Origin of the sequence: Flavobacterium sp. AJR, assembly GCF_002156885.1 — a bacterium.
Taxonomy (GTDB): Bacteria; Bacteroidota; Bacteroidia; order Flavobacteriales; family Flavobacteriaceae; genus Flavobacterium.
In genome coordinates, this window is the sequence record NZ_NCWQ01000003.1 from 78999 (window position 1) to 103508 (window position 24510).

Below are 24510 nucleotides of genomic sequence, written 5' to 3' on the forward strand. Positions count from 1 at the left end.
AATTATAAAAAGATGATTTTAGAAATGAAAGTCCCATCACCAGGGGAATCAATAAAAGAAGTTGAAATTGCAACTTGGTTAGTAAAAGACGGAGATTATGTAGAAAAAGATCAAGCTATTGCTGAAGTTGATTCTGATAAAGCAACTCTTGAATTACCGGCAGAAGCTAGTGGAACAATCACACTAAAAGCAGAAGAAGGAGACGCAGTAGCAGTAGGAGCAGTAGTTTGCTTAATTGATACTAGCGCAGCAAAACCATCTGGAGCAGCTCCAGCAGCAGCTGAAGCTCCAAAGGCAGAAGCACCGAAAGCAGAAGTTAAAGCTGAAGCGCCAAAAGCAGCTCCGGCACCAACTGCAACTTATGCATCTGGAACACCATCTCCAGCAGCAAGAAAAATATTAGATGAAAAAAATATAACACCATCTACAGTTTCAGGAACAGGTAAAGATGGAAGAATCACTAAAGAAGATGCTTTAAATGCAGTACCTTCTATGGGAACTCCAACAGGAGGAAACCGTGGTTCAGAGCGTACAAAACTTTCAATGTTACGTCGTAAAGTAGCAGAAAGATTAGTAGCAGCTAAAAACGAAACAGCTATGTTAACTACATTCAATGAAGTTAATATGACACCAATAAACAACTTACGTAATGAATACAAAGATGCATTCAAAGCTAAACACGCAGGTGTAGGTTTAGGATACATGTCATTCTTTACAAAAGCAGTAACAAGAGCTTTAGCATTATATCCAGACGTAAACTCTATGATGGATGGTGACTATAAAGTAGCTTATGATTTCTGTGATATCTCAATCGCAGTATCTGGCCCAAAAGGATTAATGGTTCCTGTGGTTCGTAATGCAGAGAATTTGACTTTCCGTGGTGTAGAAGCAGAAATCAAAAGATTGGCTATTAAAGCGCGTGACGGACAGATTACAGTTGATGATATGACAGGTGGTACATTTACAATTACAAACGGAGGAGTTTTCGGAAGTATGTTAAGTACACCAATCATCAATCCACCACAATCAGGAATCTTAGGAATGCACAACATTATTGAGCGTCCGATTGCTGTAAATGGTAAAGTAGAAATTCACCCAATGATGTACGTGGCACTTTCTTATGACCACAGAATTATCGATGGTCGTGAGTCAGTAGGATTCCTAGTTGCTATTAAAGAAGCATTAGAAAACCCACTTGAATTATTGATGGATAACAATCCTAAGAAAGCATTAGAGTTATAGTTTATAATAATTTTCAATTGAAAAGCCGTCATTTTTTATTAAATGACGGCTTTTTTTATGCTGATTGATATCTTTTATTCTTTTACAATCTTTATTGTTTTTTCGCGACCTTCAGACTTCACTTTAAGGAAATAAATTCCTGTTGCTACATTTGATAAATCAAGATTTGAGTGTAAACTGTTTATTTTTTTATCCAAGATGATGATTCCACCAACAGAAAAAAGAGTTACTTCGTCAATAACCGATGAGTTTTCGATAGTTAATACATTCTTTACAGGATTAGGATGATACTTAAAATTACCAAGAACAAAGTCAGGATTCGACAACGTATTTAGTTTTACAGTTACCGCTAGTCTTTCTTTACTTTCAATACCATTAATAGTTTGAGAAGCATAATAAGTAGTGTTATCTACTAATACGGTCGATAATGGTAAAAAAGCTTCGTTTAACCTTTTAGTCTTTCCAGATGGCGAAGTTGCATTACTGTACCATTTAATACCGCTACCAGAAACATTAATATCAGCAAGAGTTTGTCCAGCAGTAAGATTTAAGGTAATTACTTTTTTGCCCTCAAATAGAGGTGCAGGTGGGTTAATCGTAGAGGCAAAGCTAAAAGTACAATTATAAGAATCTCTTACAAGTATTTCGTAAGTGCCAGGCTCCAGGTTTGTAAAGGTATTGTTTTCTGTGAATTTATATAAAGTAGGCGAGATGGCATAAGTGTATTGATTAGATCCACCCGTAGCATTAATTGTTATGGTTTGATCTGTAATTGTAGCAGTAGCCGTAAGTAATTTAGATTCCTGAACTTGTATATGATTGATTTCGTTACACCCCATTACATCTCTAATGAGTACTGTATAGCTACCTGCAGGCATATTACGAAAAGTAAAAAGACCTTCATTTAAAGTCATTATAATATCAGGATTCTCTAGAAGAGAATAACTATATGGTGGGGTTCCACCTCTTGCAAGTGTGGTTATTTCTGCGTTGCTTTCACCATTGCATCTTGTTGTTGTAGCTACAGATTGCGCCTGCAAAGGGGGAATAGATATATCTTGTATCGTTATAGGCGCTGAAGCGGTGCAGTCATAAGAGTCTTTGGTATATATTGTATGAGTTCCTGGTTTTTTACCATAAAAAAAGTTCTCTTTTTGGTAATTAGTTCCGTCCATTGAATATTGAAATGGAGGTATGCCTCCTGTAGCATTTATAAGGACTATTGGCGTGTAACATCCCGAATACCTAATCGTAGCATCTACGGATAGACGGGGGCTAACATTTAAACGGAAAAGTTTTAAAATAATATTTCCTTTATTATTAATTCGGGCATAAATACTATAAGATTGTACTGTACTTACAAACGAAGTCGGATTTGGAATCGCATTAATGTCGTTTGCAGCATCATCTTTACTAAGATGATAACTAATTATAGTTTCGGCGGGATTTAAATCTCCAACCAATTCGTCTTTTTTAATAGTTAAATCAAATAAATAATCCCCATTACAATGCACAATAGGGCTGAGCTGTGCATAAAAATTTAAGGATGTAAGTAAAAATAAGAGATAAAGTAAAGTTTTTTTCATACGTATCGGTTTGTTAAATTCGTTAACAAATATACTTAAAAAACTGAATTTTAATTAAATGTGTATTTATAATGATGTGATTTGTGAAAACTAGTAAGTTTCTGTTGTTAAAGGATAGCTTTTTTTATATGTTGGTTTTCTATAGCCGAATGTATCCTAGTAGATAGTTCATTATAATCAGGATTGTAGTTATCCCATATTTTCCAAACGTCCTCCCTTTTTTTTATAAAATAAGTCTGCCTGTTTACCTTATTAAGAACAATCGATATGGCATCGTTTTCGTCTTTCCACTCTAAATTCCAAAACTCTTTTACGGTTAGAATGGCAATATCTTCAGTAATACTAGAGACTTTAAAATCGAAAATTTCAAAATTAGATCGATTATCTATACAGTTTAAATGATAATTTAATCTCGAATAATTTTCGAAAAGATCCTTAATTCTTTTTGCGAAAGGGCTTTCTGCAAAGACGTAATTTGATAAGTTCGAAATATTAATTTCGGGTAATTCTTTCAAACAATTAAATTCTTCCTGACAATAATTAGCAATCAATGATTCAAAAAAAGAGATAGGTTCGTTTTTGTTTTCAGGTTCCGATGATTTATTATAATCAGTTGCTTCACAATTCAGGAAACTATTTAAAGAAGGATGGCCAATAAAAATAGCCAGTTTATCTAAACTTTTTAAGAAACGCAAATCAGATTTTTTAGTTTGTGATGAGTCGTTTGTGAAAATTCTTTGCAATGTGGCACTCGAGATAGAGCATCCAAGTTCATTTCTCTTAGAGCCTTGCATGAATTCAGATTTTTCTAAGCAATCAGATATTATTTCCGATAGAATAATATAATGAGCCCTTTTCCATTCTTTAACGCCAGATAAAGTACTGTTTTGTATAATAGGATGGGATTTTATGCCTTCTACTAATTTGTCTATTATGATTTCCATATGCGAATGTTGTTTAATAATTGACATTTTTTCTTCGATAATTAAATTCAATTCATGTTAGTAGGAATACTCAAGGTATAGTTATGCGTAAGATAAGTTGGAGTTATGAGTCTGTTAATGTTAATGTTGTGCTAAAAATACTGATAAATTCGTAAATAATTGCTGTACGAAATAATTAATAACTAAAACAACAAAACCATGAAAAAACCACTTATTAAATTTTCGATTAAAAAAATTGCTCTTTTGTCTTTTGCCTTGCTAGCTTTTTATTCTTGCGAAAAAGGTAATGATCAAGCAGAGAGCGACGTTCAGGAAAAATTAATGGACGGAGATGTCAATCTTCTTGATAAAGGAAGATACGGACTTGCTCCAATGCCTGATGAATATTTAAAGAATATTCAGTTTTTAACACCAAACGATTATCGTTTAAAAATTGCTCAGCTACGACCAGATTTAGTTTCAGAAACTCAAAAATCGACTTTAACGGCTAAAATTGCTGCTAGCAAAAATTTGCCAACTCCACCAGTTGGAGATCAGGGGAGTGAAGGATCTTGCGTAGGTTGGGGAGTGGGTTATGCTGCACACAGTATTGCCAGATACCTTAATAACACCGTGCATCAGAGTAATTGGTATAATGCATCTAGAAGTGCAGCTTATGTTTACAACCAAATAAAATTGGGTAATTGTGGCGCAGGTTCTTATCCTAATGATGCAATGAATTTGATAAAAAACCAAGGAGAATGTGCCGAGTTTCAGATGCCTTATGTTGCCGGAGGTTGTTATACAGTACCATCAACCCAACAAAGAAATTGGGCATCGGCGAGAAAATCAGGCGGATGGTTTAATGTAAATCCGAGAAGTGCTGCAGATATTAAATATTATCTTAATCAGAATTATGCAGTTGCAGTATGTTTTGATGTAAATCAGAGTTTTTATGATATCCGTAATAACAACCACGTTTGGTCTAATCTTTACGGAAGCAGACAAGGTGGACACTGCGTATGTATTGTAGGATATGATGATGCTACCCAACTTTTTAAAGTACAAAATTCCTGGGGTGCAGGCTGGGGACGCAGCGGTTTCTTTTATGTAACTTATAATAATATTGCCAATGGAGCCTTTAATTGGGCAGGATGTATTATTCCTAATCCATCAGCAAATTCTTAGGCTTTAATACTACTGTTTTATAAATAATCTTGAACACGAATTTCACGAATTTGCACAAATCTTAAATGGTTAACTTAGTTTGCGAAATTAATTTCACGAACAAATTAGTGACAATTAGTGAAATTCGTGTTCGTTTTTTTATTGCAGATATACATAATGATTGTAATAGTCGATAATCGCTTTGCCCTGAAGCAAAACATCGGCTCCAATAATGCCATGAACAGGTCTTGCTTTGTATTGTCGTAAGGCTTCGTTTACGTGCGAAAGGTCAAAAATTACCAAAGCAAAATCCGAATCTTTCCAAGAACCAATTTGTAATATATTGTTAGACGCAGTTTGGGTAAGCATTCCTGTAGCTCCGGCTCCGGCAGCTTTAGTTTTTGAAGCTTCGGCACCCAATGCAAAACGTTCTATGCTCTCAAAACCTACACAAGTATTAGAAGCTCCAGTATCTAATATAAAATTCCCAGAAATACCATTGATTTTGGCTTTTATTAAGAGGTGTTGTGTTTTGGTAACTTTGAATTTTATTTTTTTGTATTTCTCTTTTTTGAGAACTTCGTGAAGGTTTTCCATTTTTGGTACTGATTGAATATCAAAAATAAACCAATTACTGCCAATAAACTAATGATGTAAAGTATATAATTTGTTGATTTTTCTTCGGACGAAATTGAACCATAATATACAAAAGAACTCCAGTAATAAGGAGATTTCTTGGCATTAGGAATAGATTTATTATTTAAAAAATCAAGTTTGGCATTGGTATTAGCTTCAAAATACGGAATACCATTTTTGATGTTTTTATAAAAGTCAGCCATGAAAACCGATGTGGTATAATCATTTACTTTCCATAACGAAAACAACAAGTTCTGTGCACCAGCAAACTGAAAACCTCTTGCGATGCTCATGGCACCCTCGCCTTTATATAATTTTCCAATTCCTGTTTCGCAGGCACTTAAAACTACTAAATCAGGATTTAGGGTAAGATTGTACAATTCTGAATACAGAATTTCCTGATCGTAGAATTTGATACTTGCCGGAGTTTCGACATCGCCAGAAGAAGCGTGAGTACTTAAATGCAAAATAGAGTATTGGGAAGCATTGTTTTTAAAGTTGGCAAAAGTAGCATCAGCGTTCTCAAGAAACTTACCTTGAAAGTTTGTTTGTATCGATTGCAATTCCTTTTTGGAATAACTCAATTCGTAAGCCGTTTTTTCGAAAACAGGGAAAACTCCTAAAACTGTTTTTGCTGAATTTGAAATAGGTTTTGCATTGATATAAAAATTAGCCGAAGCAGTATAGGCAATCTTAAAATCATTTAGCAAATAATGCATTTTGGCAAAATTGGTTGTATTCGATTCTTGAGTAATCAAAGCTTCAAAAGGCAGGAAATTAAGGATTCCGTCGGGAACAATAATGAGATTTCTGTAAACCGCGTTTTTAGGTAATTTCAGCATGTCATAGAGAATTTTCCCGTATGTATTATAGCCTGAAATATCATTGGTAATTTCATTTGCATTACTGAAATAATCTACAAATTGGGCAATTTTCGGGATTGCAGTATCTGTAATGTTGATATGATTAAGCTCTATTCTTTTATTTTGCAAAGTGAAATAGAACAAATTTTCAGCCCCCATAAAATAATATACCATTACAGCTTTGTCTTTCTCCAATTTTGATAAGACAGCTTTTAAATCACAGTCCTCAGGAATGTAATCAGAGTTTTTAGATTGTATTTGTTTTAAAGCAAGCGTCAATTCGTTTTGCTTTTTTATGGCTTTATTGATGTTTGCAATATTAGCTAAATCTCCTTTTTGCTGTTCTTTTAAAATGGTATTGTTTAAGTTTTGAAGCTGTTGCAAAAGTGATTTTTCTTCTACAGAGGCGGTTTTAATATTTGAGCGATAGTTTTTTAATATACCCGATTTGGTTCTTTCGGATAATTGGAAAGCTTGTTCCAAATATTGAATTTTGTTCTCTTTTTGATATAATTTATCATAAATAGAGATGCATTTTTCGGTACGATTACGAGCTCGTATTTGTGTAATGATTTTTGAATTTTCATAGACTAATGCATTCATCAGTAAATCTTCAACATGAAAAGAAAGACGAAATGCTTCGAGTGCCTTTTTAGGTTGGATTTGTTTCAGGAAAATATCAGCTTGTAAATCAAGTAAATCCATTAAAACAGTTTCGGCATATAGTTCGTTTTTATTAGGCAAACTGTTTTTCGAGATTTTGTAATTCGGAATTAAAAGTTTGAAAGATTCACCAATTTGTTTGGAACACGCTTCATAATTGTGTTCATCAAAAAGTAATAATGCTTTTTCGTAATACAACTTAGCCAGTTTACGAGGTTGTTGGTTTGGAGTTTGTAGAAAAAGTTTTTCTGCCTTTTCGAGATAAGAATTAGCAATATCAAAATTTTGCCATTGTCTGTTTAAAGCTGCTAAGTTTCGATAGGAATTAGATAATGTTTCCGATTGATCCTTTTCGGTTTTTAAATATTTAACAGCCGATTCAAATGATTTTTCAGTATTAGAGTAGGAATTTAACTTGACAATAAAACCATTGGTACTTAGTAAATAACTATTCCCTAGATTGTTGTATAAGATTCCTTTTTGAGTATTTGATAATTTCTCGGTCTTTAAGGTGCTTTCGAGTAAATCTATTGCCGATGCACTTTTGCCAGAACTGAGGTAAACATTGGATAAATTAAGAATTGCTGCAAATTTTTGTTTCTGTGCTTCGGGATAATTTTTGGATGTATTAACGATAAAGAAATATTGTTTTATGATATTTTCGGCACTGTCATAATCGCCCATAATGGTATATAAATTGCCTAAAGGTTTCAGGCAATATTCGATAATGTCGTAATCTTTCAGTTTGTTTTTCTCGTAAATCTGCCAGGCTTTTTCGTAACTAGTAATCGCTTTTTCTGTTTGCCCGAACTGGTTTTCATAATAGGCTTTGTTGCAGTTTAAAACTACGATTGCCAGTAATTCGTCTTTGGATTTAGGATTTTGATTTTTCCAGAAAGAGGTTTCTGTATTTGTTAGATTTTGTAATGCTTTCGCAGATGGATATGCTATAAAAGAATCAATTGCAAGATATATTTTGTCTTCCTGACATTGCCCGAAAACATTCAGACCTGTAAAGAAGAAAATTAAAATATATAAGGGAGTTAATTTCATATTAGTTAAGTATTGTAGGCTAAAATTAACCATGTAAGTTATTTAAGGTCATATAATTTTGTGCATATATTGATAGCTTAAATGTACTTATATCACTTATATGGTAGAATAACCGTGCCATTCGTGGTAAACCTTTTTCTTTGTGTATCTCTGCGAAAACCTTCGTGCAACTTCGCGGAATAACTCTTAAAACCTCCAAATTCCATAAAACTGGAAATAATTAAAATTCTGTTCAAAGTTTATCACATAACGCACACCTAAACTCGGACCAATTCGGGCAAAACCAGCCGTTAGGTCGAATAAAAGACCAGTTTTAAAATCAGCGAATGAGTTTTTAACTGTGTTTGATTCCGTTTTGGTGTCCAATAAGTATTGATCAGTTCCACCCTCAAAAGTTTCTATTTTTATAGTTTGAGTTTGCTCTTGTGAAACATTAATATTGGCTTGTAAACCCGCACCAATTCCAATGTAATTATTAATGTTATAACGAATAAGAACGGGAACTTCCCAGTTGACGTTTTTATTTTCGGTACTGGTTGTCATACGCTGAAATTGTTTTACTCCATTTGGGTTTATACCAATTCCTTCTCTTGTTGTGACACCGCTTTCGTATTTATTTATCGCATTGAGCCACTCGGCTTGCCAGTAAAAGCGATAGGATTTAAAAGGCGAAATGGTTGCACCTACAAAGTAACTTGTCGATTTATCTAAATCGGGATATAGATTATAACCTGCTTTTGCGCCAATAGATATTCCGGGTAAAAATCGTGTAGTGGCGTAATTGGTAATAATGGGTTCGTTTTTATCAAATATTATGGCGGTTCGGCTTCGGGTTTTTACTTTATGAAAGTCATCGCCAAACTTCATAGAATATTTTACAAAACCTTTGGTGCTATCTTTTTCTTTTACATTTTTTTGTTCACTTCCGGGTAAATAAATATTCTTGAAAGTAAAGAAGATTTGATTTTTTTTGATAATTGTATCTAAACAGCTAGTTGTGGGGATTTCGTCTTTGGGACAAATCGGGCATTTTGGGTACATGTCTTCTATCTGAAATGTTTTTTTGTCGAACATATCAGGAATATCAGTTTCAAGCCGGATCATTCTGGCTGGACCTTCGCCGTTATTTTGGAAACGGGTTTTAAAATTGACTCTCTTAAAACGCACTAATCTGTAATTCATAAAACTTCCGTTAGAACCCATTTTGTTTGGGTCGTGAGAAGTCACAATTTCCATTTCCAGATTTTTTATTTTATGATTTTTATAGCTTCGGTTAGGAACGAAAATTCCGCGCATGGTTACGGTTGCGCTGGTATCCTTAATCATTTCGGGAGTGGTTTTGAAAGTGTAAAATACATTTCGGGTTTCACTTGGATTAGCATCGTCAAATTCCAGAACCGAAACATTATGATAGGTTTTATTTGCTTCTAATAATGATGCGTCGAGATCTTCTTCGGTGGTTGTATTTCGGTATTTTTTGGTTCGAATGTTGTTTTCGGCTGAAGCCAAATAGGTTTTGGTATCATCAAGATCATTGACAGAAGCGACGGTGTTTTCTTTTACTTCGCGTTCGCCAGCATAAGTTCTAAAATCGACCAATTGGAAATTGTTGTCTTTAAATTGTTTTTCGTTGTAAAAAAGATAGAGTTTTCCGCTGGAAACATAGTTCTCTAGATTTTGATAACTTACTACAACGACCATTTCCTGATCGGGAATTGGGTCACAATTTTTTAGGATTGCAAATCCGTTTTGGTCGGCAATTGAGGCAATGTCTTTGTAGTTAGTATCGGTAATATCATTTATGGCAACTTTTTTAGGTCGTGTTGCGGGTGGTTTTCCGTTATCGTAATTGTTGGTTACCGCAAGTTTTGTGGTATATGTTCCTTTGTTTTTGTAAACGTGTTTGGGTTCGGCAGCTTTAGAGTAATGTCCATCACCAAGTTCCCATAAATAAGAATAGCTAGGCTTTGGTGCTCCGGCAATAGGAATTAATGGTGGGGTTTCGGGTTTGAAACTTACCAGATTTCCGTTTTGAGTGTAACCAATAGTGGCTCTTCGGGTTATAGTATCTTTTACTTTGGTTTGTGAGAAAGAGTATATAGATAAAAGAAGAAAGAAGATAGATGATAGTGGTTTCATAACTAGAGTTTTTTAGCCCTGATGGGAGCGGCATCCTTTTTCTTGTTTCTTTAACAAGAAAAAGATAGAGTCGGACAGCAGGATTAGCTTCTTGAAATTATCAGAATACGTTTTAAACTGGATTAAATGTAAAAAAAAGTGATGAGCAAATCATCACTTTTTCTTAAAAAGAATTTTGTAAGTTACTGAATAGCATTGATTGCCGCTATCAGTTGAGCTTCGGTGCCGACTGTTGTTTCGGCAATTGTAAAAGTGTAAACATCATTAGCAGCAACTGTAACTGCTTTGATAGCGTAACGCCATTGGCCATTATCCTCGGTAACAAATATTACGTGGCAAGCAAGTCCAATTGGGATTTGTCCGTAGTGTTCGCTGAATAATCCTGCTGGTGTATAAGTGTCTAGTTTTGCGAGTGCATTTGTTCCTTCGCCATCGTATGATAAGTAAACAGCGCTATTGTTGTTATCGTATCCTTGGGGAGCATCGACAAGAAGAGTTGTTTTAGGTCTTGGGTCGTAATAAAAACGGTCTACGTTTGTCCAGCCAAAGCTTCCGAAATGAACATAATAATTATCTCCTTCTCCCTGAACTCCATCTTTGCCTCCATTTCCTCCTGCATCTGGTTTAGGCTGTTCCCATGCTAATTCTCCGTTATCATCGATTACTCCTTTCCACAAAGTCATAGCATTATCTACACCATTGGTTAAGCTTGCAGGAACAATCATGTTTATACTACAAGTTGTTTTAAGTTCGACTCCGCCTTGTGTGGCTTTAATAAAGAATTCACCGCCTGAGATCAGTAAGTTTTTCTTTCCGTCGGGCATAATTCCCATTGTAGGTTTGTTTGAGATAAGCATGTTGCCTTTGTCAAAAAGTTCAACGTATTCGATATCGACTACTCCAGTTACAGGATTTCCGTTTTTGGTAAGGCAATCTCCATTAATGGACAGTTTAACTCCTTTGGCAGATGTTAGGGTTACAACACCTGTTCCGGCTGTGAGGGTAAAATTTTGTGTATTTTTTTTAACTCCTTTTGTGCTGATGCTTTTAAATGCTGCAGCAGATGGAGGGAAAACAAGATTGCCGCTGTCGCTGTTGTCATCGCTATTGTCGCAACTTACGAAAGTGATTATTGCTAAGAATAAAAGTCCGATTGTTTTAAAATTTGTGTTCATGATTTCTAGTTTTAATGGTTGTTATAGTAATAGATGTTTTGGGTTAAAAATTTGTTACCCCTGTTTTTGGTTTATTTTTAAATTACTTTAAAACCAAGGGCAATATATGGTTGTGCATAATTAGGAACTGGACCTCCGGCACCATGAAAATTGGAACTTAAGAAAACGACATTACCTTGAGTTATAGGATAGGGCACTGTTGTAAAAGGGTTTTTTCTTAAAATACGTCCTACTGTTTGATTAAGTACTGTGTAACCAGGCAGGATTGTTCTTTTTACGGTAATAATATCACCAGAACTTACTGGTACTGGAGTTATTGATTGATAATCTAATGTGGTTTGAGAAAAAGTATGAATGCCTGTATAGGTAGCACTAGTAGTTGTGTTTGTAACTTCCATAGTATAACCACCTGTGTAAGTGGTTGGATTTTGATATCCTACGGTGCAAATTTCTCCATTGGCATTAATCTGGATTGTATATTCGTGTGTTTCCAGATCCATTGTTGTAACATCATCATATCCGTTTGCGGTTGTAAAAGCTGTTGTGATAAGCGTAGAGACATAGGTTGAGTCGCAAACATTATTTGTTGGGTCATTGTCATTATCGCAACTCAAGATTGTAAAAGCAGCGATACATAATATTAATGTTGGTAGTGTTTTCATGATTTCTAATTTTTAAAGGTTTTTATAGTAATAGATGTTTTAGAGTGAATAACTGTTACCCTTGTTTTGGGTTTATTTATCAAGACATTTTTCTTCAAATAGATTTCCATCTTCGTCTAAGGCAACAAGAATATTTTTTTTCTTAGAAAGGGTTATGATTAGATAAAACCAAACAATCGACCAAAAGCCTAGTGTGATACAGGTAAAGAATAGGTGTAGGGAATGGTTTATTTCTTTTTTTTGTTTGGATAAAACTACATAAGGTAATTTTTCATTATGCTCAACAATTACAAAACCATTTCGGATTTTTGTAGAAAGCATCTTATGAAATTGGTCTAAATTTTTCTCGTTTATAAATTGATAACTTTCCATTTCTCTTAATTTTTTAATTGTTTTAAAAGACTCTTGTTTTGGTATATCAACTTGATTATATAATTGTTACCCCTTTATTTGAGATTTATTTTCAGATTTTTTTTACATTAGCTAATTAAAAAGTCATTTTATGAGCCAAACTAACATTCATCCTGATCAAATGTATATTGAAGGGCTTGCTGCAAATGATTCGGCGGTTATTCAGTCTATCTATAAAAAGTTTGTTCCTAAAGTGGTTTCATACATAATGAACAATTCTGGCGATAAGGATCAAGCGCAAGATGTGGTTCAGGAAATAATGATTTTGCTTTTTAATCAGGCTAAAGCCAATGCCTTACAATTGACTTGCCCTTTTGATGCTTATTTTTTCTTGCTATGCAAAAGGAAGTGGCTTAATGAATTAAAAAAAACATCAAATAAAGGGGTAACAATTAACGAAGATGCAGCATCTATAAATGAATCTGCACACGAATTGGTTGATCAAACCGAAGAATTTGAAGAGAAACAGCAATTGTTTGACGTTATGTTCCAGAAATTAGGAGACAAATGTCAAGAATTACTAAAACTGAGTTTTACAATAAAATCGATGGAAGAAGTGGCCGAGAAACTAAATGTGACTTATGGCTATGTTCGCAAAAAGAAATCGCTTTGTATTGGTCAGTTAACAGTATGGATTCAGGAAAGTAAAAACTTTAAATCTCTAAAAAATAAGTAGTCATGAACGAAGAACGCTATATATTATTCGATCAATATCTTCAGGGAGAAATGACTGTTGAAGAAAAAAATAGTTTTGAAAAACAATTAGCCGAAAATCCAGAATTTGCTTCGGCTTTTGAAACTTTTAAAACAGTAAATCTTCAATTGGAGACTAAATTTGGATATGAAGAAGAAAGAGAAGAGTTCAAAGAAAATCTAACTCGAATTTCTAATACCCATTTTGATAAAAAGAAGAAGAAAAACAAAGCAGTATCTTTAAAACCTTGGTATTATGCAGTTGCAGCTTCTGTGGCGGTTTTAATTGGTTTGTTCTTTTTTAATTATGATTCGAATCCCATTTTTGAGGATTTTAATCATCCCGATCAAGCTACTTTTACCGAAAGAGGAGATACAAATATTGCTCTAAAACAAGCCGAAGTAGCATTTAATGCCAGAAAATATAAAGATGCGATTCCGCTTTTTGAAGAAACTCTAAAAGAAAATAAAACACCTGAGATTCAATATTTTTATGGTGTTGCATTATTACAAGAAAATGAGTTTGAGAAAGCCGAAGCTGTTTTTAATGAATTAAAAACCGGAACATCTGTGTATAAAGACAAAGCATTATGGAATCTTGCTTTGAGCAAATTAAAACAGAAAGATTATAAATCGTGTAAAGATATCCTTGAAACGATTTCTCAAGATTATGAAGGTTATGATGATGTACAAGATCTCTTGAACGAATTGGATTAGAGCGATATTTTGCTAAACACACAAAGAGGTTACACAAAGATTCGCAAAGAGTTAAAATGCTTTGCGGATTTTTTTTGTAGAGTTACTTGCGGGACTTCGACTCCGCTCAGTCAGACAAGATTGCAAATAGAAAAATCCGTTTTTGTCTGCGTTTTCGCTTTTGCGAATCCGTTTCATCCGCGTTCCATTCACCGTAATACTTGTGAGACTTCGACTTTGCCTGTAAAGCAATGATAAACAAATTTAAAGCGACATTTTTTGTCGCTTTTTTTATGATTGTAATCAAATTTAAATTTTAAGTTCTAAATTCGATTTTACAAATACCCTAACCTCAACCAATTTATAATTTTAAACTTATTTACTGAATGCAAAAAATTACCCTATTAATTCTCTTAGTAATTTCACAAATCATATATGCACAGACTAAACTTACCGAAACCGAAAAACTAGTCGGAACTTGTAAAGTTTGGGGATTTTTAAAGTATTATCACCCAAAAGTAGCCAATGGGGATTTTAACTGGGATAATCAACTTTTGGAAGTCTTACCAAAAATTCAACAGGCAGAAACTAAAAAAGAATTTTCATTGGTTTTGGAAAACTGGATTGATTCTTTAGGCGAAGTAAAAGAAATTGCACCAATTACACCTCCAAAAGATGTTGAATATTTTGATAAGAATTTTGATTTGAGCTGGTTTAATAACAAACTGTTTTCTAAAAAGCTTTCGAAGAAATTGAAATTTATTGAGGAGAATAGATTTTTGAGTGATGTAGAATTCGGACCTGATTTTGACAGTTTTAAAAACTTGAAAAACTATTTCGATCTTGATTATAAAAATAATAAAGATTCCAGAATTCTGATGTTGTTTGCGTACTGGAATGTAATCGAATATTATTTTCCGTATAAATACATGATGGATCAAAAATGGGACCTGAGCTTAGAACAAGCATTACTGCTAATTATTGATGCTAAAAGTGAAGAAGATTTTTATGTTGCTATGAAAAGAATGGCAACTAATCTTAATGACGGTCATGTTGAATTTTTTCTATACAATTCTATGAAAGATTCCCAGTATTATTTTCCGGCAACCGGCAAAATAATTGACGAAAAGTTCGTCGTTACAAAGATTCTGGGTGATAGTCTGGCTGAAGCTGATGATATAAAAATAGGAACTGTAATTACTAAAATAAATGGCAAAACAATAAAAGAGTTAGCTGTAGAGAATCGAAATTTAATTTGTGCTTCAAACGAAGCGGGCTATTTAAACAAATTAATTTTGTCAATTTTAAGGAATGCTTCTGAAAATGTTGAAGTAGAGTTTCTAAATGATGGAAGGTATGAAACAAAGTCAATGATTTGGTTTGATTATCATGACTCTCATAGAAATGAATTTAAAAAGGGAGCCATGAAAAAAGTGGATAAGTTCAAGCTCATGGATAATAACGTTGGTTATGTAAACATGGGGGTAATAAAACCCAAACATATTCCAGATATGATTCAAGCATTAAAATCTACAAAGGCAATTGTTTTTGATATGAGAAATTATCCAAACGGAACTTACGGGGAAATCGCTAATTTTTTAAATGCACAGGAAAATAAATTTGCAATTTACACCTATCCTTATTTAAATTATCCAGGAAGATTCAGATGGACAGAAGGAACAAATTGTGGATCTGAAAACAAAGATAATTACAAAGGTCAAGTTATCGTATTACTTAATGAAAAATCCATAAGTCAGTCAGAATGGACTGCTATGTGTTTTCAAACTGCTGGAAATACCACTATAATAGGAAGTCAAACGGCTGGTGCAGATGGAAATACATTTGAATTTGATTTTAAAGGATTCCATACTTTATTTTCAGGGATTGGAGTGTATTATCCTGATAAACGTGAAACACAAAGAATAGGCATCGTTCCCGATATCGAAGTTAAACCTACGATTGAAGGGATTCAGCAGGGGAAAGATGAAGTTTTAGATAGAGCTTTAGTATTTATAGAAACAGGGAAATAGTATTTATAGAATAAAAAATCCGTTTTCATCCGCGTTTTCGCTTTAGCGAATCTGTTTCATCTGCGTTCTATTCACCACAATACTTGAGGATTGTAATTCCAGTGGTTATTCGTGTTGCGAGACTTCGACTCCGCTCAGTCTGACAATATTGCGAATAGAAAAATCCGTTTTTGTCCGCGTTTTCGCTTTTGCGAATCCGTTTCATCTGCGTTCCATTCACCGCAATACTTGAGATTGTAATTGTAGTGGTTATTCGTGTTGCGAGACTTCGACTCCGCTCAGTCTGACAATATTGTGAATAGAAAAATCCGTTTTTGTCCGCGTTTTCGCTTTTGCGAATCCGTTTCATCCGTGTTCCATTTACCACAATACTTGAGGATTGTAATTGCAGTGATTATTCGTGTTGCGAGACTTCGACTCCGCTCAGTCTGACAAGATTGCGAATAGAAAAATCCGTTTTTGTTCGTGTCTTCGCTTTAGCGAATCCGTTTTATCCGCGTTCCATTCATCGTAAAATTCGCTTATTGTAATCAAATTGGGAAAGTTTTTAATATTGTCGTAATTTTGGGCTTTTAAAATTATAGAATTGAACCCAACAACAATTATTACCGATACACATACACATTTATATTCAGAAGAATTTGACCAAGATAGAGGTGAAATGATTCAGAGAGCGATTGATGCTGGTGTTTCTCGTTTTTTTATTCCCGCTATCGATGCAGCTTGTACAGAATCTATGTATGATTTAGAGCAAAAATATCCAGATAATGTATTCTTAATGATGGGTTTGCATCCCACTTACGTGAAAGATAATTATCTCGATGAGCTAAAACATGTAGAAACGGAATTAGCAAAAAGAAAATTCTACGCAGTCGGAGAAATCGGAATTGATTTATACTGGGATAAAACCCATTTAAAAGAACAGCAAATTGCTTTTAGAACTCAGATTCAATGGGCAAAACAATATAAATTGCCAATTGTAATTCATTGTCGTGACGCTTTTGATGAAATTTTTGAAATCCTGGAAGAAGAAAAATCAGATGATTTATTCGGTATTTTTCATTGCTTTACGGGCACTCATGAACAAGCATTACAGGCGATTTCTTATAATATGAAACTTGGAATCGGCGGAGTGGTGACTTTTAAGAACGGAAAAATTGATCAATTCTTAAATCAAATCGATTTAAAACATATTGTTCTCGAAACCGATTCGCCATATTTAGCACCAATTCCTTTTCGCGGAAAGCGAAACGAAAGTAGTTATTTACTGAACGTTGTATCAAAATTAGCCGATATATATGACGTTTCTGAAGAAGAAATAGCAGCAATAACTACTCAGAATTCAAAAGACGTTTTTGGGATTTAACTTAGAACGTATGATACTTTAATTTTTTTTTTGTTCATTTGTCCACTTAAAAATAGATATTTATAATGCAGAAATTTGATGCAATTCGACCGTTTTATGATTCAGAAGTAAATGAAGCCCTTCATGGTGTAGCAAATCATCCTATGATGAAAGCCATGATGAATTTTTCATTTCCAGAGTTAGACGACGAAGTTTGGAAGGAACAATTGAAGAGAACTCACTCTATCCGTGATTTTCAATGCAATTTTATTTATCAGACAATTCAAAAAGTTCTCGAAAGAAGCTCAGAAGGATTAACAACTTCGGGATTCGAGAAACTAGAAAAAAACACTTCTTATTTATTTGTTTCTAATCATAGAGACATTCTTTTAGATACAACATTATTAAATGTTTGCTTGTTTGAGCATGGTTTGGTAATGACTGCTTCGGCAATTGGAGATAATTTGGTTAAAAAAGCATTCTTGAATATTTTGGCTAAATTAAATCGTAATTTCTTGGTTTTGCGTGGTCTTTCGCCTCGTGAAATGTTGCAAAGCTCTAAGTTGTTATCGGAGTATATCGGACATTTATTGTTTCGCGAGAACCGTTCGGTTTGGATCGCACAACGTGAAGGAAGAACCAAAGACGGAAATGACGCTACAAATCCTGGTGTTTTAAAAATGTTAGGAATGGGATCGGATGAAGCGAACCTAATGGATTATTTCAAGAAAATGAAAATAGTTCCAGTTTCGATTTCATACGAATATGATCCAACCGATGCTTTAAAAATGCCACAATTAATGGCAGAAGCGAATAACGAGATTTATATTAAAGAAAAAAATGAAGATTTCATGACCATTTTAAGTGGTATCATGGGAACTAAAAAAAGAATACACATTTCGGTAGGAGATGTTCTGGATAAAGAAATTGACCAGATTGCTGCCGAAAATGACAATTCGAATAAACAAATCCAAGCGTTGGCACAAGCTATAGACGATTCTGTATTGAAGAATTATAAATTATGGCCAACCAATTTTATTGCCTACGACATTTTAAACAAAACCGATAAGTTTGCTCATTTGTATAAAGAAAATGAGAAATTACTTTTTGAGCGTCGTTTAGAAATGCGTATTGGTAGCGATAATCCAGTTACAAGACAAGGGTTTTTATCTATGTATGCTAATCCTGTAGTTAATAAATTAAAATACCAAGATGTCATCTAAAGCCAAAATACTTTTAATCTATACCGGAGGAACTATCGGTATGAGTAAAGATTTTGAGACTGGAGCGCTCAAAGCCTTCAATTTTAGTAAATTATTACAAAAAATTCCAGAGTTGAAACAATTGGATTGCGAAATCGAAACGGTTTCGTTTGATACTCCAATTGATTCATCGAATATGAATCCTGAAGAATGGACAAAAATCGCTGTGATTGTCGAAGATAATTACAATTCTTTTGATGGTTTTGTGGTTCTTCATGGATCAGATACCATGTCATATTCGGCATCGGCATTGAGTTTTATGCTGGAGAATTTATCTAAGCCTGTGATTTTTACCGGGTCGCAATTGCCAATCGGGGATTTGCGAACGGATGCCAAAGAAAATCTTATAACAGCGATTCAGATAGCTTCACTTCAGCAAGACGGAAAACCTGTTATCAATGAAGTTTGTTTGTATTTTGAATACAAATTATACCGTGGTAACAGAACTTCTAAAGTAAATGCAGAACATTTTAAAGCTTTTACAGCTCCAAATTATCCTGAATTGGTAGAATCTGGAGTGCATTTAAAATTAAATTCGCATTTGTTTTTGCCTATAAAAACATCTTCGAAATTAATCGTTCATAAAAAATTAGACAATCGCGTTGCCATCATAAAAATGTTTCCAGGAATGAGCGAACCAGTTTTGGCGGCAATATTAGCAATTCCTGACTTAAAAGGAATTGTTCTGGAAACTTACGGATCTGGAAACGCACCTACAGAAGATTGGTTTCTTAATGCTATTAAAAAAGCTATTCAGTCAGGTTTACACATCATAAACGTAACACAATGTTCAGGCGGAAGTGTGAATATGGGACAATATGAGACAAGTACTGTTCTTAAAGAACTTGGCGTAATCTCTGGAAAAGACATCACAACCGAAGCTGCAATTACAAAACTAATGTATTTATTAGGTCACGGAATCGAAGCCGAAAATTTTAAGACTGTTTTTGAAACTGCTTTACGCGGGGAGATTTCGTTGTAAAATTTTCACCCAGTTTTTTGTCATTTCTGTAAATGACAAGATCATGGATAGACAATTGGAATTTGGAATTTTTTATATTGTTTTTTTTTAATTTTTATAACGAACCTCACAAGTTTCTAAATTTTCTTCGGTACTACGGTTTTTATAATACACATACACTATTACCGAAAGAATACATATTACACCTTGAATGGCGACTGTATTTCTAGTTCCTATAAAATGTGATAGATACCCAATTATCAAACTTCCCACAGGAATCATTCCTTGGTATGCCATAAGATAATAACTAATGCTTCGAGAACGCATATGTGTGGTACTTTGAGTTTGTATATATATGTTTATCGATGAGGTTTGCGCCATCATTCCCACACCACTTAAAGCCATGCAAATAAGCGCCACGGTTAAACTACTTGAATAAGCCAAAATAATAATGCTAAATCCTAATAATAAACTGGCAGCAATCATTATTTTATTCATGTTTTGTGATGTTTTTAAGTTAGCTAGATAAATAGCTGATAAGATAGAACCAATTCCGGCAGCACTTTCAAACCAACTAAAGGTTTGCGCGTTTCCGCTAAAAATATCCTTGGCAAAAACAGGCATAAGCGTATTGAAAGAAATTACAAATAAACTACTGCACATTAACATTAAGAGCATTTTGGCCATTTCGCTTTCTTTTTTAACGTAATCCCAACCTTCTATAAAGTCTTCGAGCATTTTAAGTTTGTCGGTGGCTTTAATGTGAGGCGTAATTTTCATCATTAATAAAGAAATTAATACTGGAATATAACTCAGGAAGTTTCCAATAAAACAGATGTCTTCGCCATAATTGTGCAAAATAATTCCAGCCAAAGCAGGACCAGCAATTCGGGCAAAATTGTTTAGAGTAGAGTTTAAAGCAACGGCATTTGGTAAATCTTCTTTATTGTCGACAATCTCAACCATCATAGTTTGTCTGCAAGTCATGTCGAACGCATTTATGATTCCTTGTAATAAACTCAGCCCTAAGATATAGTTGATGTTGTATATTTTTAAATAAATAAGTAAAGCCAATGCGCCCGCTTGCAGCATTGCCAAAGATTGTAATACAATCATACTACGATGTCTGTCATAACGCCCAATAATACTTCCGGCAAGCGGAGCTAGAAATAAAGACGGAATCATGCTTAAAAACGTCGTTAATCCTAAAAGGAAAACGGAACCTGTAACACTATAAACCATCCAGCTTACGGCAGTTTTTTGTAGCCATGTACCAATTACGGAGACCGATTGTCCGTAAAAGAATAATTTGAAGTTCTTTGATTTTAACGCTTTAAACATGATTGTGAAACTTTTTTACAAAGTTCGGAATTATGTTTTCATTAGAAAAATTAATAATTTTACTGATAATAATTACTTTTTCTAATCGATATGGAAATTTTTCAACTTGAATATTTTATTAAAACCGCCAAAACACTTCACTTTACAAAAGCTGCCGAATTGTGTTTTGTAACGCAATCTGGATTATCGCAACAAATAAAAAAACTAGAAGAAGAACTCGGAATGCCTTTGTTTGTTAGGATTGGAAAAAAAGTACAGCTTACAGAAGCAGGTTCGGTATTTCTGATTCATGCTAAACAAGTTATAGAAAATGTTGAGAGCGGAAAGCAGGCGATTGATGATTTGAACCAAATGATTGGCGGAGAACTCCGAATAGGAGTTACTTATATTTTTGGGCTTTTGGTTTTACCAATTGTCGATTTGTTTGCTAAAACATATCCGCATTTAAAAATTGTTGTCGAATACGGTACAACTGAGCCTTTAGAACAAAAACTTTTGAATAATGAATTAGATTTGGTTTTGGTTATTTCTTCTAACGAAATAAAACTTCCTTTTCAAAAATTCCCATTGTTTACATCAAAGTTGGTGTTGGCAGTTTCAAAAACGCACTCATTAGCCGTTTTAGACAAAATTCCCTTTAAGGATATAGAAGATCTTCCGCTTATTTTACCCGTAAAAGGATTTAATTCTAGAGAATTTCTTGATGAATTGTTTTTGAAAAATAATATGAAACCTAAAGTTTCTATTGAGTTAAATGCAGTTCAGGCATTATTACGATTGGTTGGCGATGGCTATTGGGCAACAATTGTAACCGAGAAAGCCCTAAAAGGCTGGGACAATATAAAAGCAATTAAGATTACGGGAGTCGTGACTAAACGAGATTCGTTTATGTTAACGATAGAAGGGGCGTACCAAAAAAAGGCAGTAAAATTATTTATAGAAGAATTTAAAAAAAGTATGTAAGGATTACTCGATTTTATTTTATTAACTCGTTTTTTTTCGTGTTATTTGCAAACCTAATTTAGAGAGGTGTCCGAGTGGTTGAAGGAGCTAGCCTGGAAAGCTAGTATATGGGTAACTGTATCGTGGGTTCGAATCCCATCCTCTCTGCGATAAACGCTGATAATCAGTGCTTTGAGGTATTTGCGCCCAATTTTACACCCAGAAATGTAGAATTGGGTTTTTTTATGGGTAAATGTGGGAGTTAATTTCCTAATTAGTGCGATTGTACCTTTCATACTTTTCCTAAAACTTAAATTTTCTACGTTTTTCAGAATGGTAGATTGATAAGTGAACGATTTAGATAGGTTCTAAAAATGCTTACCATTACAAGTTTGTAAGAAAAACTTAGTACATTTGAAAGTGTGTAAAACGAAACAAACCTTCATCTATCGTACCTAATTTGGGTGTATATGCGAAGGTTTGTTTCGTATATATACAAGTTAGCTGCAATCCTAAAAAAAACAGAGAAAAATAAGATATTTAAAATGAAGGAATATTTAAAAAAAACATATAAAAAACTAAAAGAAGATGTATTAGCAAAAGCGATTTACGATATTTTAAAATCAATATTAATTGCTTTAATAACTTATTTTATTTTAGACGAAATCCCAAAAGGAACAACTTTCGGAGGTTTTTTAAACAAAGAACTAACATTTAATATTCTACAAATTTTAATAACAATAACTTTTATTATTATTTCAACAATTTTTATTCAGTTTCTATTAAATAGAAAGAGATTTTCAACAATCAAGAAAGACTTACATACTGATGAATTAACAGGAATCCCAAACCATAGAGCTTTAGGTCAAGATTTAAAAAATACAATAGAATGGGCAAAAGCTAAAAAAATGCCTTTTTCTATTATACTTATGGACATAGACAATTTCAAAAATTTAAACACTGAATTTGGACAATTAGTTGCTGACAATATCCTTGTCAAATTTGGAACATTATTAAAAGCAGACAATAGACTTACTGACACGATATACAGACAACACTTAAAAGGTGATGAATTCATTTTTATAACAAAAGAAACAATTTTAGAAAATGCAGTAAAAGCTGCAAACAGAAAGAGAGAAAATATTGCAAAAACAGGAATTAAAATTCAAAATATATCGCAAGCATTTAATATAACCGTTTGTTGTGGCGTTGTGGAATTTAACTCCGAATTAGACACGGAAGCAATAATTTTAGAAAGAGCATTTGATGCTATGAAAAATGCAAAAAATGAGCCTAATAAAAATGCAACCGCATCTTTGATATAAGATTTAATGAATAATTTAAAACAAAAAAGGGCAGCAGCTAACAGCCGTTACACGAGATTTGGGCATTAGGCTGAATTTAAAAATGGTCTTGTATTTGGAAGATTTAGCAAATCCGAAAAATAGGGCTTAATTTAGTCCAAAACTCACTTTAGTACCAGAACGTTACCTGAAATTTTTGAAAACGAAACTAATATTAAGCATATATAAAATAGTATTCATGGAAAACCTCGCAAAAGGATTTGTTAAATCTACTGTAAACCAAGTTGGAAGAGACGGTGCAGAATTAATCAATAAAACAGAATATATTGGAGTTAAATGGTTTTGGGCGTTTTTATTATCAGGGTTAGTTCCAGTAATCGGTGCTTGTATAGTCATAATTAGGGGGGTTATTAATTTAAATAAAAAACATAAAATTATGTATCAAGCAGGAACGCAAGCAGTTTATAAAAAGGATAGGAGATTTACAACTGGAAAAAAGTTTTTAGGTAATAAAGATGTAAAAACTCCAGTAAAAGTAGAAATAACTCCAGACCGTGAAAAAAATAACAGAATCAAAGCCATTGGATATTTAAGTATTGGTTTTGTTGGACTATTTTTTTACATCTATTTGTATTGGATAAAATAAAACATTAGGTAACAAGGGGTTTTCAAAATGGCGGGTTTAGTGCAAGTTTCAAGTTCTGTTCTTTGGTTGAACTTTTATGCAAAGTTGAAGTTCAACAAAAGAATGAAATCATTTCTCAACACTAATTATAAAACAAAAAAGAGATTTCAAATTTGAAATCTCTTTTTTGTTTTATATAAAGGCTTTACTTCCCTTTTATTAGTTTTTCCAAATATTCATTTTTATCCTTTTCAGCCTGAACTAAACGTTCGTAAAGTTCGACAACTTTGTCTAAAGGATTAAAATTGCAATAATTACCAGTATTAAAAACTCCGTTATCATAAATGTTATTAAAATAATTAATCACATTTTCTTCTGAGAAGTTTTTAATTGCTTCAACTGTTACTCCAAGAGCTTTTGCTACTTCTTTAAGTTTCTCTTCGTCTATGTTTTCGCTGTTTTCTATAGCAGAAATTGCTTGCTGATTTGTTCCCATAGCCTGTGCAAGTGCTTCTTGTTTCATGTCTTTAAGTTCACGAATACGGCTTATTTTACGCCCTATATGAAATGGTTTTGTTGTTGCGCTCATAAATCAAAGATATTTAAAATTTTTAGAGAAAATATATTTTAGTAAAAAACAGGTTTGTTTTTGTAAGATACGGTTTTCAATATTTATACAAAAATACAGTTTTTCAGATGATTTATTGAAACACAATCCACCAATTCTTAAAAAGTAGTATTTATTTTTTATAAGAAAATATTTATTATTTTTACGTTTTACCAAAACATAA

Annotated in this window: 21 protein-coding genes and 1 tRNA gene; 12 read left to right on the plus strand and 10 right to left on the minus strand. The window is 33.5% G+C overall.

Translation table 11 applies throughout. From position 1 onward, the window contains the following. Nucleotides 1-12: 12 nt before the first annotated feature. On the plus strand, nucleotides 13-1242 hold the full coding sequence (gene odhB / locus B8T70_RS01545; RefSeq protein WP_086893666.1) for a 2-oxoglutarate dehydrogenase complex dihydrolipoyllysine-residue succinyltransferase: 1230 nt from the start codon (nucleotides 13-15) through the stop codon (nucleotides 1240-1242). A gap of 74 nt (nucleotides 1243-1316) precedes the next feature. Here the strand turns inward: odhB and B8T70_RS01550 are convergent, their stop codons facing one another. Together B8T70_RS01550 and B8T70_RS01555 are read right to left on the minus strand one after the other, a co-directional pair. Further along, nucleotides 1317-2828: a T9SS type A sorting domain-containing protein gene (locus B8T70_RS01550; RefSeq protein WP_086893667.1), complete on the minus strand. Its 1512-nt coding sequence runs from the start codon at nucleotides 2826-2828 to the stop codon at nucleotides 1317-1319. 107 nt (nucleotides 2829-2935) lie between these two features. Next, a complete protein-coding gene (locus tag B8T70_RS01555; protein ID WP_123912054.1) occupies nucleotides 2936-3772 on the minus strand; it encodes a hypothetical protein in 837 nt (278 codons plus the stop codon). Between the two features lie 198 nt (nucleotides 3773-3970). On the opposite strand from B8T70_RS01555, the gene B8T70_RS01560 reads away from it, so the two are divergent. After that, the gene (locus B8T70_RS01560) at nucleotides 3971-4939 is read left to right on the plus strand and encodes a C1 family peptidase (RefSeq protein WP_086893669.1); all 969 of its coding nucleotides are present in this window, start codon (nucleotides 3971-3973) and stop codon (nucleotides 4937-4939) included. A gap of 138 nt (nucleotides 4940-5077) precedes the next feature. Here the strand turns inward: B8T70_RS01560 and B8T70_RS01565 are convergent, their stop codons facing one another. The 6 genes from B8T70_RS01565 to B8T70_RS01590 all read right to left on the minus strand — a co-directional run bounded on the left by B8T70_RS01565 (nucleotide 5078) and on the right by B8T70_RS01590 (nucleotide 12481). After that, nucleotides 5078-5515, minus strand: a complete 438-nt coding sequence (locus B8T70_RS01565; protein WP_039113700.1) for a retropepsin-like aspartic protease — start codon at nucleotides 5513-5515, stop codon at nucleotides 5078-5080. Further along, entirely contained in the window at nucleotides 5467-8133 is a 2667-nt protein-coding gene (locus B8T70_RS01570) for a CHAT domain-containing protein (RefSeq protein WP_086893670.1), read from the minus strand. The genes B8T70_RS01565 and B8T70_RS01570 overlap by 49 nt, the downstream gene beginning before the upstream one ends. A gap of 186 nt (nucleotides 8134-8319) precedes the next feature. Further along, on the minus strand, nucleotides 8320-10272 hold the full coding sequence (locus B8T70_RS01575; RefSeq protein ID WP_086893671.1) for a PKD domain-containing protein: 1953 nt from the start codon (nucleotides 10270-10272) through the stop codon (nucleotides 8320-8322). Between the two features lie 182 nt (nucleotides 10273-10454). Further along, nucleotides 10455-11447, minus strand: coding sequence for a hypothetical protein (locus B8T70_RS01580; RefSeq protein WP_086893672.1), 993 nt, complete (start codon nucleotides 11445-11447; stop codon nucleotides 10455-10457). Between the two features lie 77 nt (nucleotides 11448-11524). Further along, nucleotides 11525-12109 carry a hypothetical protein gene (locus B8T70_RS01585; RefSeq protein WP_086893673.1) on the minus strand — a complete coding sequence of 195 codons (585 nt, stop codon included), beginning with the start codon at nucleotides 12107-12109 and terminating at the stop codon, nucleotides 11525-11527. Nucleotides 12110-12181: 72 nt separating this feature from the next. Further along, a complete protein-coding gene (locus B8T70_RS01590) occupies nucleotides 12182-12481 on the minus strand; it encodes a hypothetical protein (protein WP_039117020.1) in 300 nt (99 codons plus the stop codon). A 130-nt stretch (nucleotides 12482-12611) separates the two neighbouring features. Here B8T70_RS01590 and B8T70_RS01595 point away from each other — a divergent pair, with 130 nt between their 5' ends. From B8T70_RS01595 to B8T70_RS01620, 6 genes are all read left to right on the plus strand, one after another. Next, the gene (locus B8T70_RS01595) at nucleotides 12612-13196 is read left to right on the plus strand and encodes an RNA polymerase sigma factor (RefSeq protein WP_039117019.1); all 585 of its coding nucleotides are present in this window, start codon (nucleotides 12612-12614) and stop codon (nucleotides 13194-13196) included. 2 nt (nucleotides 13197-13198) lie between these two features. Continuing rightward, on the plus strand, nucleotides 13199-13930 hold the full coding sequence (locus B8T70_RS01600) for a tol-pal system YbgF family protein (protein ID WP_086893674.1): 732 nt from the start codon (nucleotides 13199-13201) through the stop codon (nucleotides 13928-13930). Nucleotides 13931-14295: 365 nt separating this feature from the next. Beyond that, complete coding sequence (locus B8T70_RS01605) at nucleotides 14296-15939, plus strand: S41 family peptidase (protein WP_086893675.1); 1644 nt, start codon at nucleotides 14296-14298, stop codon at nucleotides 15937-15939. Nucleotides 15940-16525: 586 nt separating this feature from the next. Beyond that, entirely contained in the window at nucleotides 16526-17305 is a 780-nt protein-coding gene (locus tag B8T70_RS01610; protein WP_086893676.1) for a TatD family hydrolase, read from the plus strand. Between the two features lie 65 nt (nucleotides 17306-17370). Further along, nucleotides 17371-18507 carry a 1-acyl-sn-glycerol-3-phosphate acyltransferase gene (locus tag B8T70_RS01615; RefSeq protein ID WP_086893677.1) on the plus strand — a complete coding sequence of 379 codons (1137 nt, stop codon included), beginning with the start codon at nucleotides 17371-17373 and terminating at the stop codon, nucleotides 18505-18507. Beyond that, a complete protein-coding gene (locus B8T70_RS01620; protein ID WP_039117015.1) occupies nucleotides 18497-19528 on the plus strand; it encodes an asparaginase in 1032 nt (343 codons plus the stop codon). The genes B8T70_RS01615 and B8T70_RS01620 overlap by 11 nt, the downstream gene beginning before the upstream one ends. Before the next feature lie 87 nt (nucleotides 19529-19615). On the opposite strand, the gene B8T70_RS01625 is transcribed toward B8T70_RS01620, so the two are convergent. Then, complete coding sequence (locus B8T70_RS01625) at nucleotides 19616-20848, minus strand: MFS transporter (protein ID WP_086893678.1); 1233 nt, start codon at nucleotides 20846-20848, stop codon at nucleotides 19616-19618. A 90-nt stretch (nucleotides 20849-20938) separates the two neighbouring features. Between B8T70_RS01625 and B8T70_RS01630 the strand changes: the two genes are divergently transcribed. The 4 genes from B8T70_RS01630 (at nucleotide 20939) to B8T70_RS01645 (ending at nucleotide 23740) form a co-directional block, all read left to right on the plus strand. Continuing rightward, nucleotides 20939-21811: a LysR substrate-binding domain-containing protein gene (locus tag B8T70_RS01630; RefSeq protein WP_039113720.1), complete on the plus strand. Its 873-nt coding sequence runs from the start codon at nucleotides 20939-20941 to the stop codon at nucleotides 21809-21811. A 60-nt stretch (nucleotides 21812-21871) separates the two neighbouring features. Then, nucleotides 21872-21958 (plus strand) — tRNA-Ser (locus B8T70_RS01635). A 377-nt stretch (nucleotides 21959-22335) separates the two neighbouring features. Continuing rightward, entirely contained in the window at nucleotides 22336-23115 is a 780-nt protein-coding gene (locus B8T70_RS01640; RefSeq protein WP_082001816.1) for a GGDEF domain-containing protein, read from the plus strand. Nucleotides 23116-23332: 217 nt separating this feature from the next. Continuing rightward, nucleotides 23333-23740, plus strand: coding sequence for a hypothetical protein (locus B8T70_RS01645; protein ID WP_039113723.1), 408 nt, complete (start codon nucleotides 23333-23335; stop codon nucleotides 23738-23740). A 184-nt stretch (nucleotides 23741-23924) separates the two neighbouring features. Here B8T70_RS01645 and B8T70_RS01650 read toward each other — a convergent pair whose 3' ends face one another. Further along, nucleotides 23925-24308: a helix-turn-helix domain-containing protein gene (locus B8T70_RS01650; RefSeq protein WP_086893679.1), complete on the minus strand. Its 384-nt coding sequence runs from the start codon at nucleotides 24306-24308 to the stop codon at nucleotides 23925-23927. Nucleotides 24309-24510: the final 202 nt, after the last annotated feature.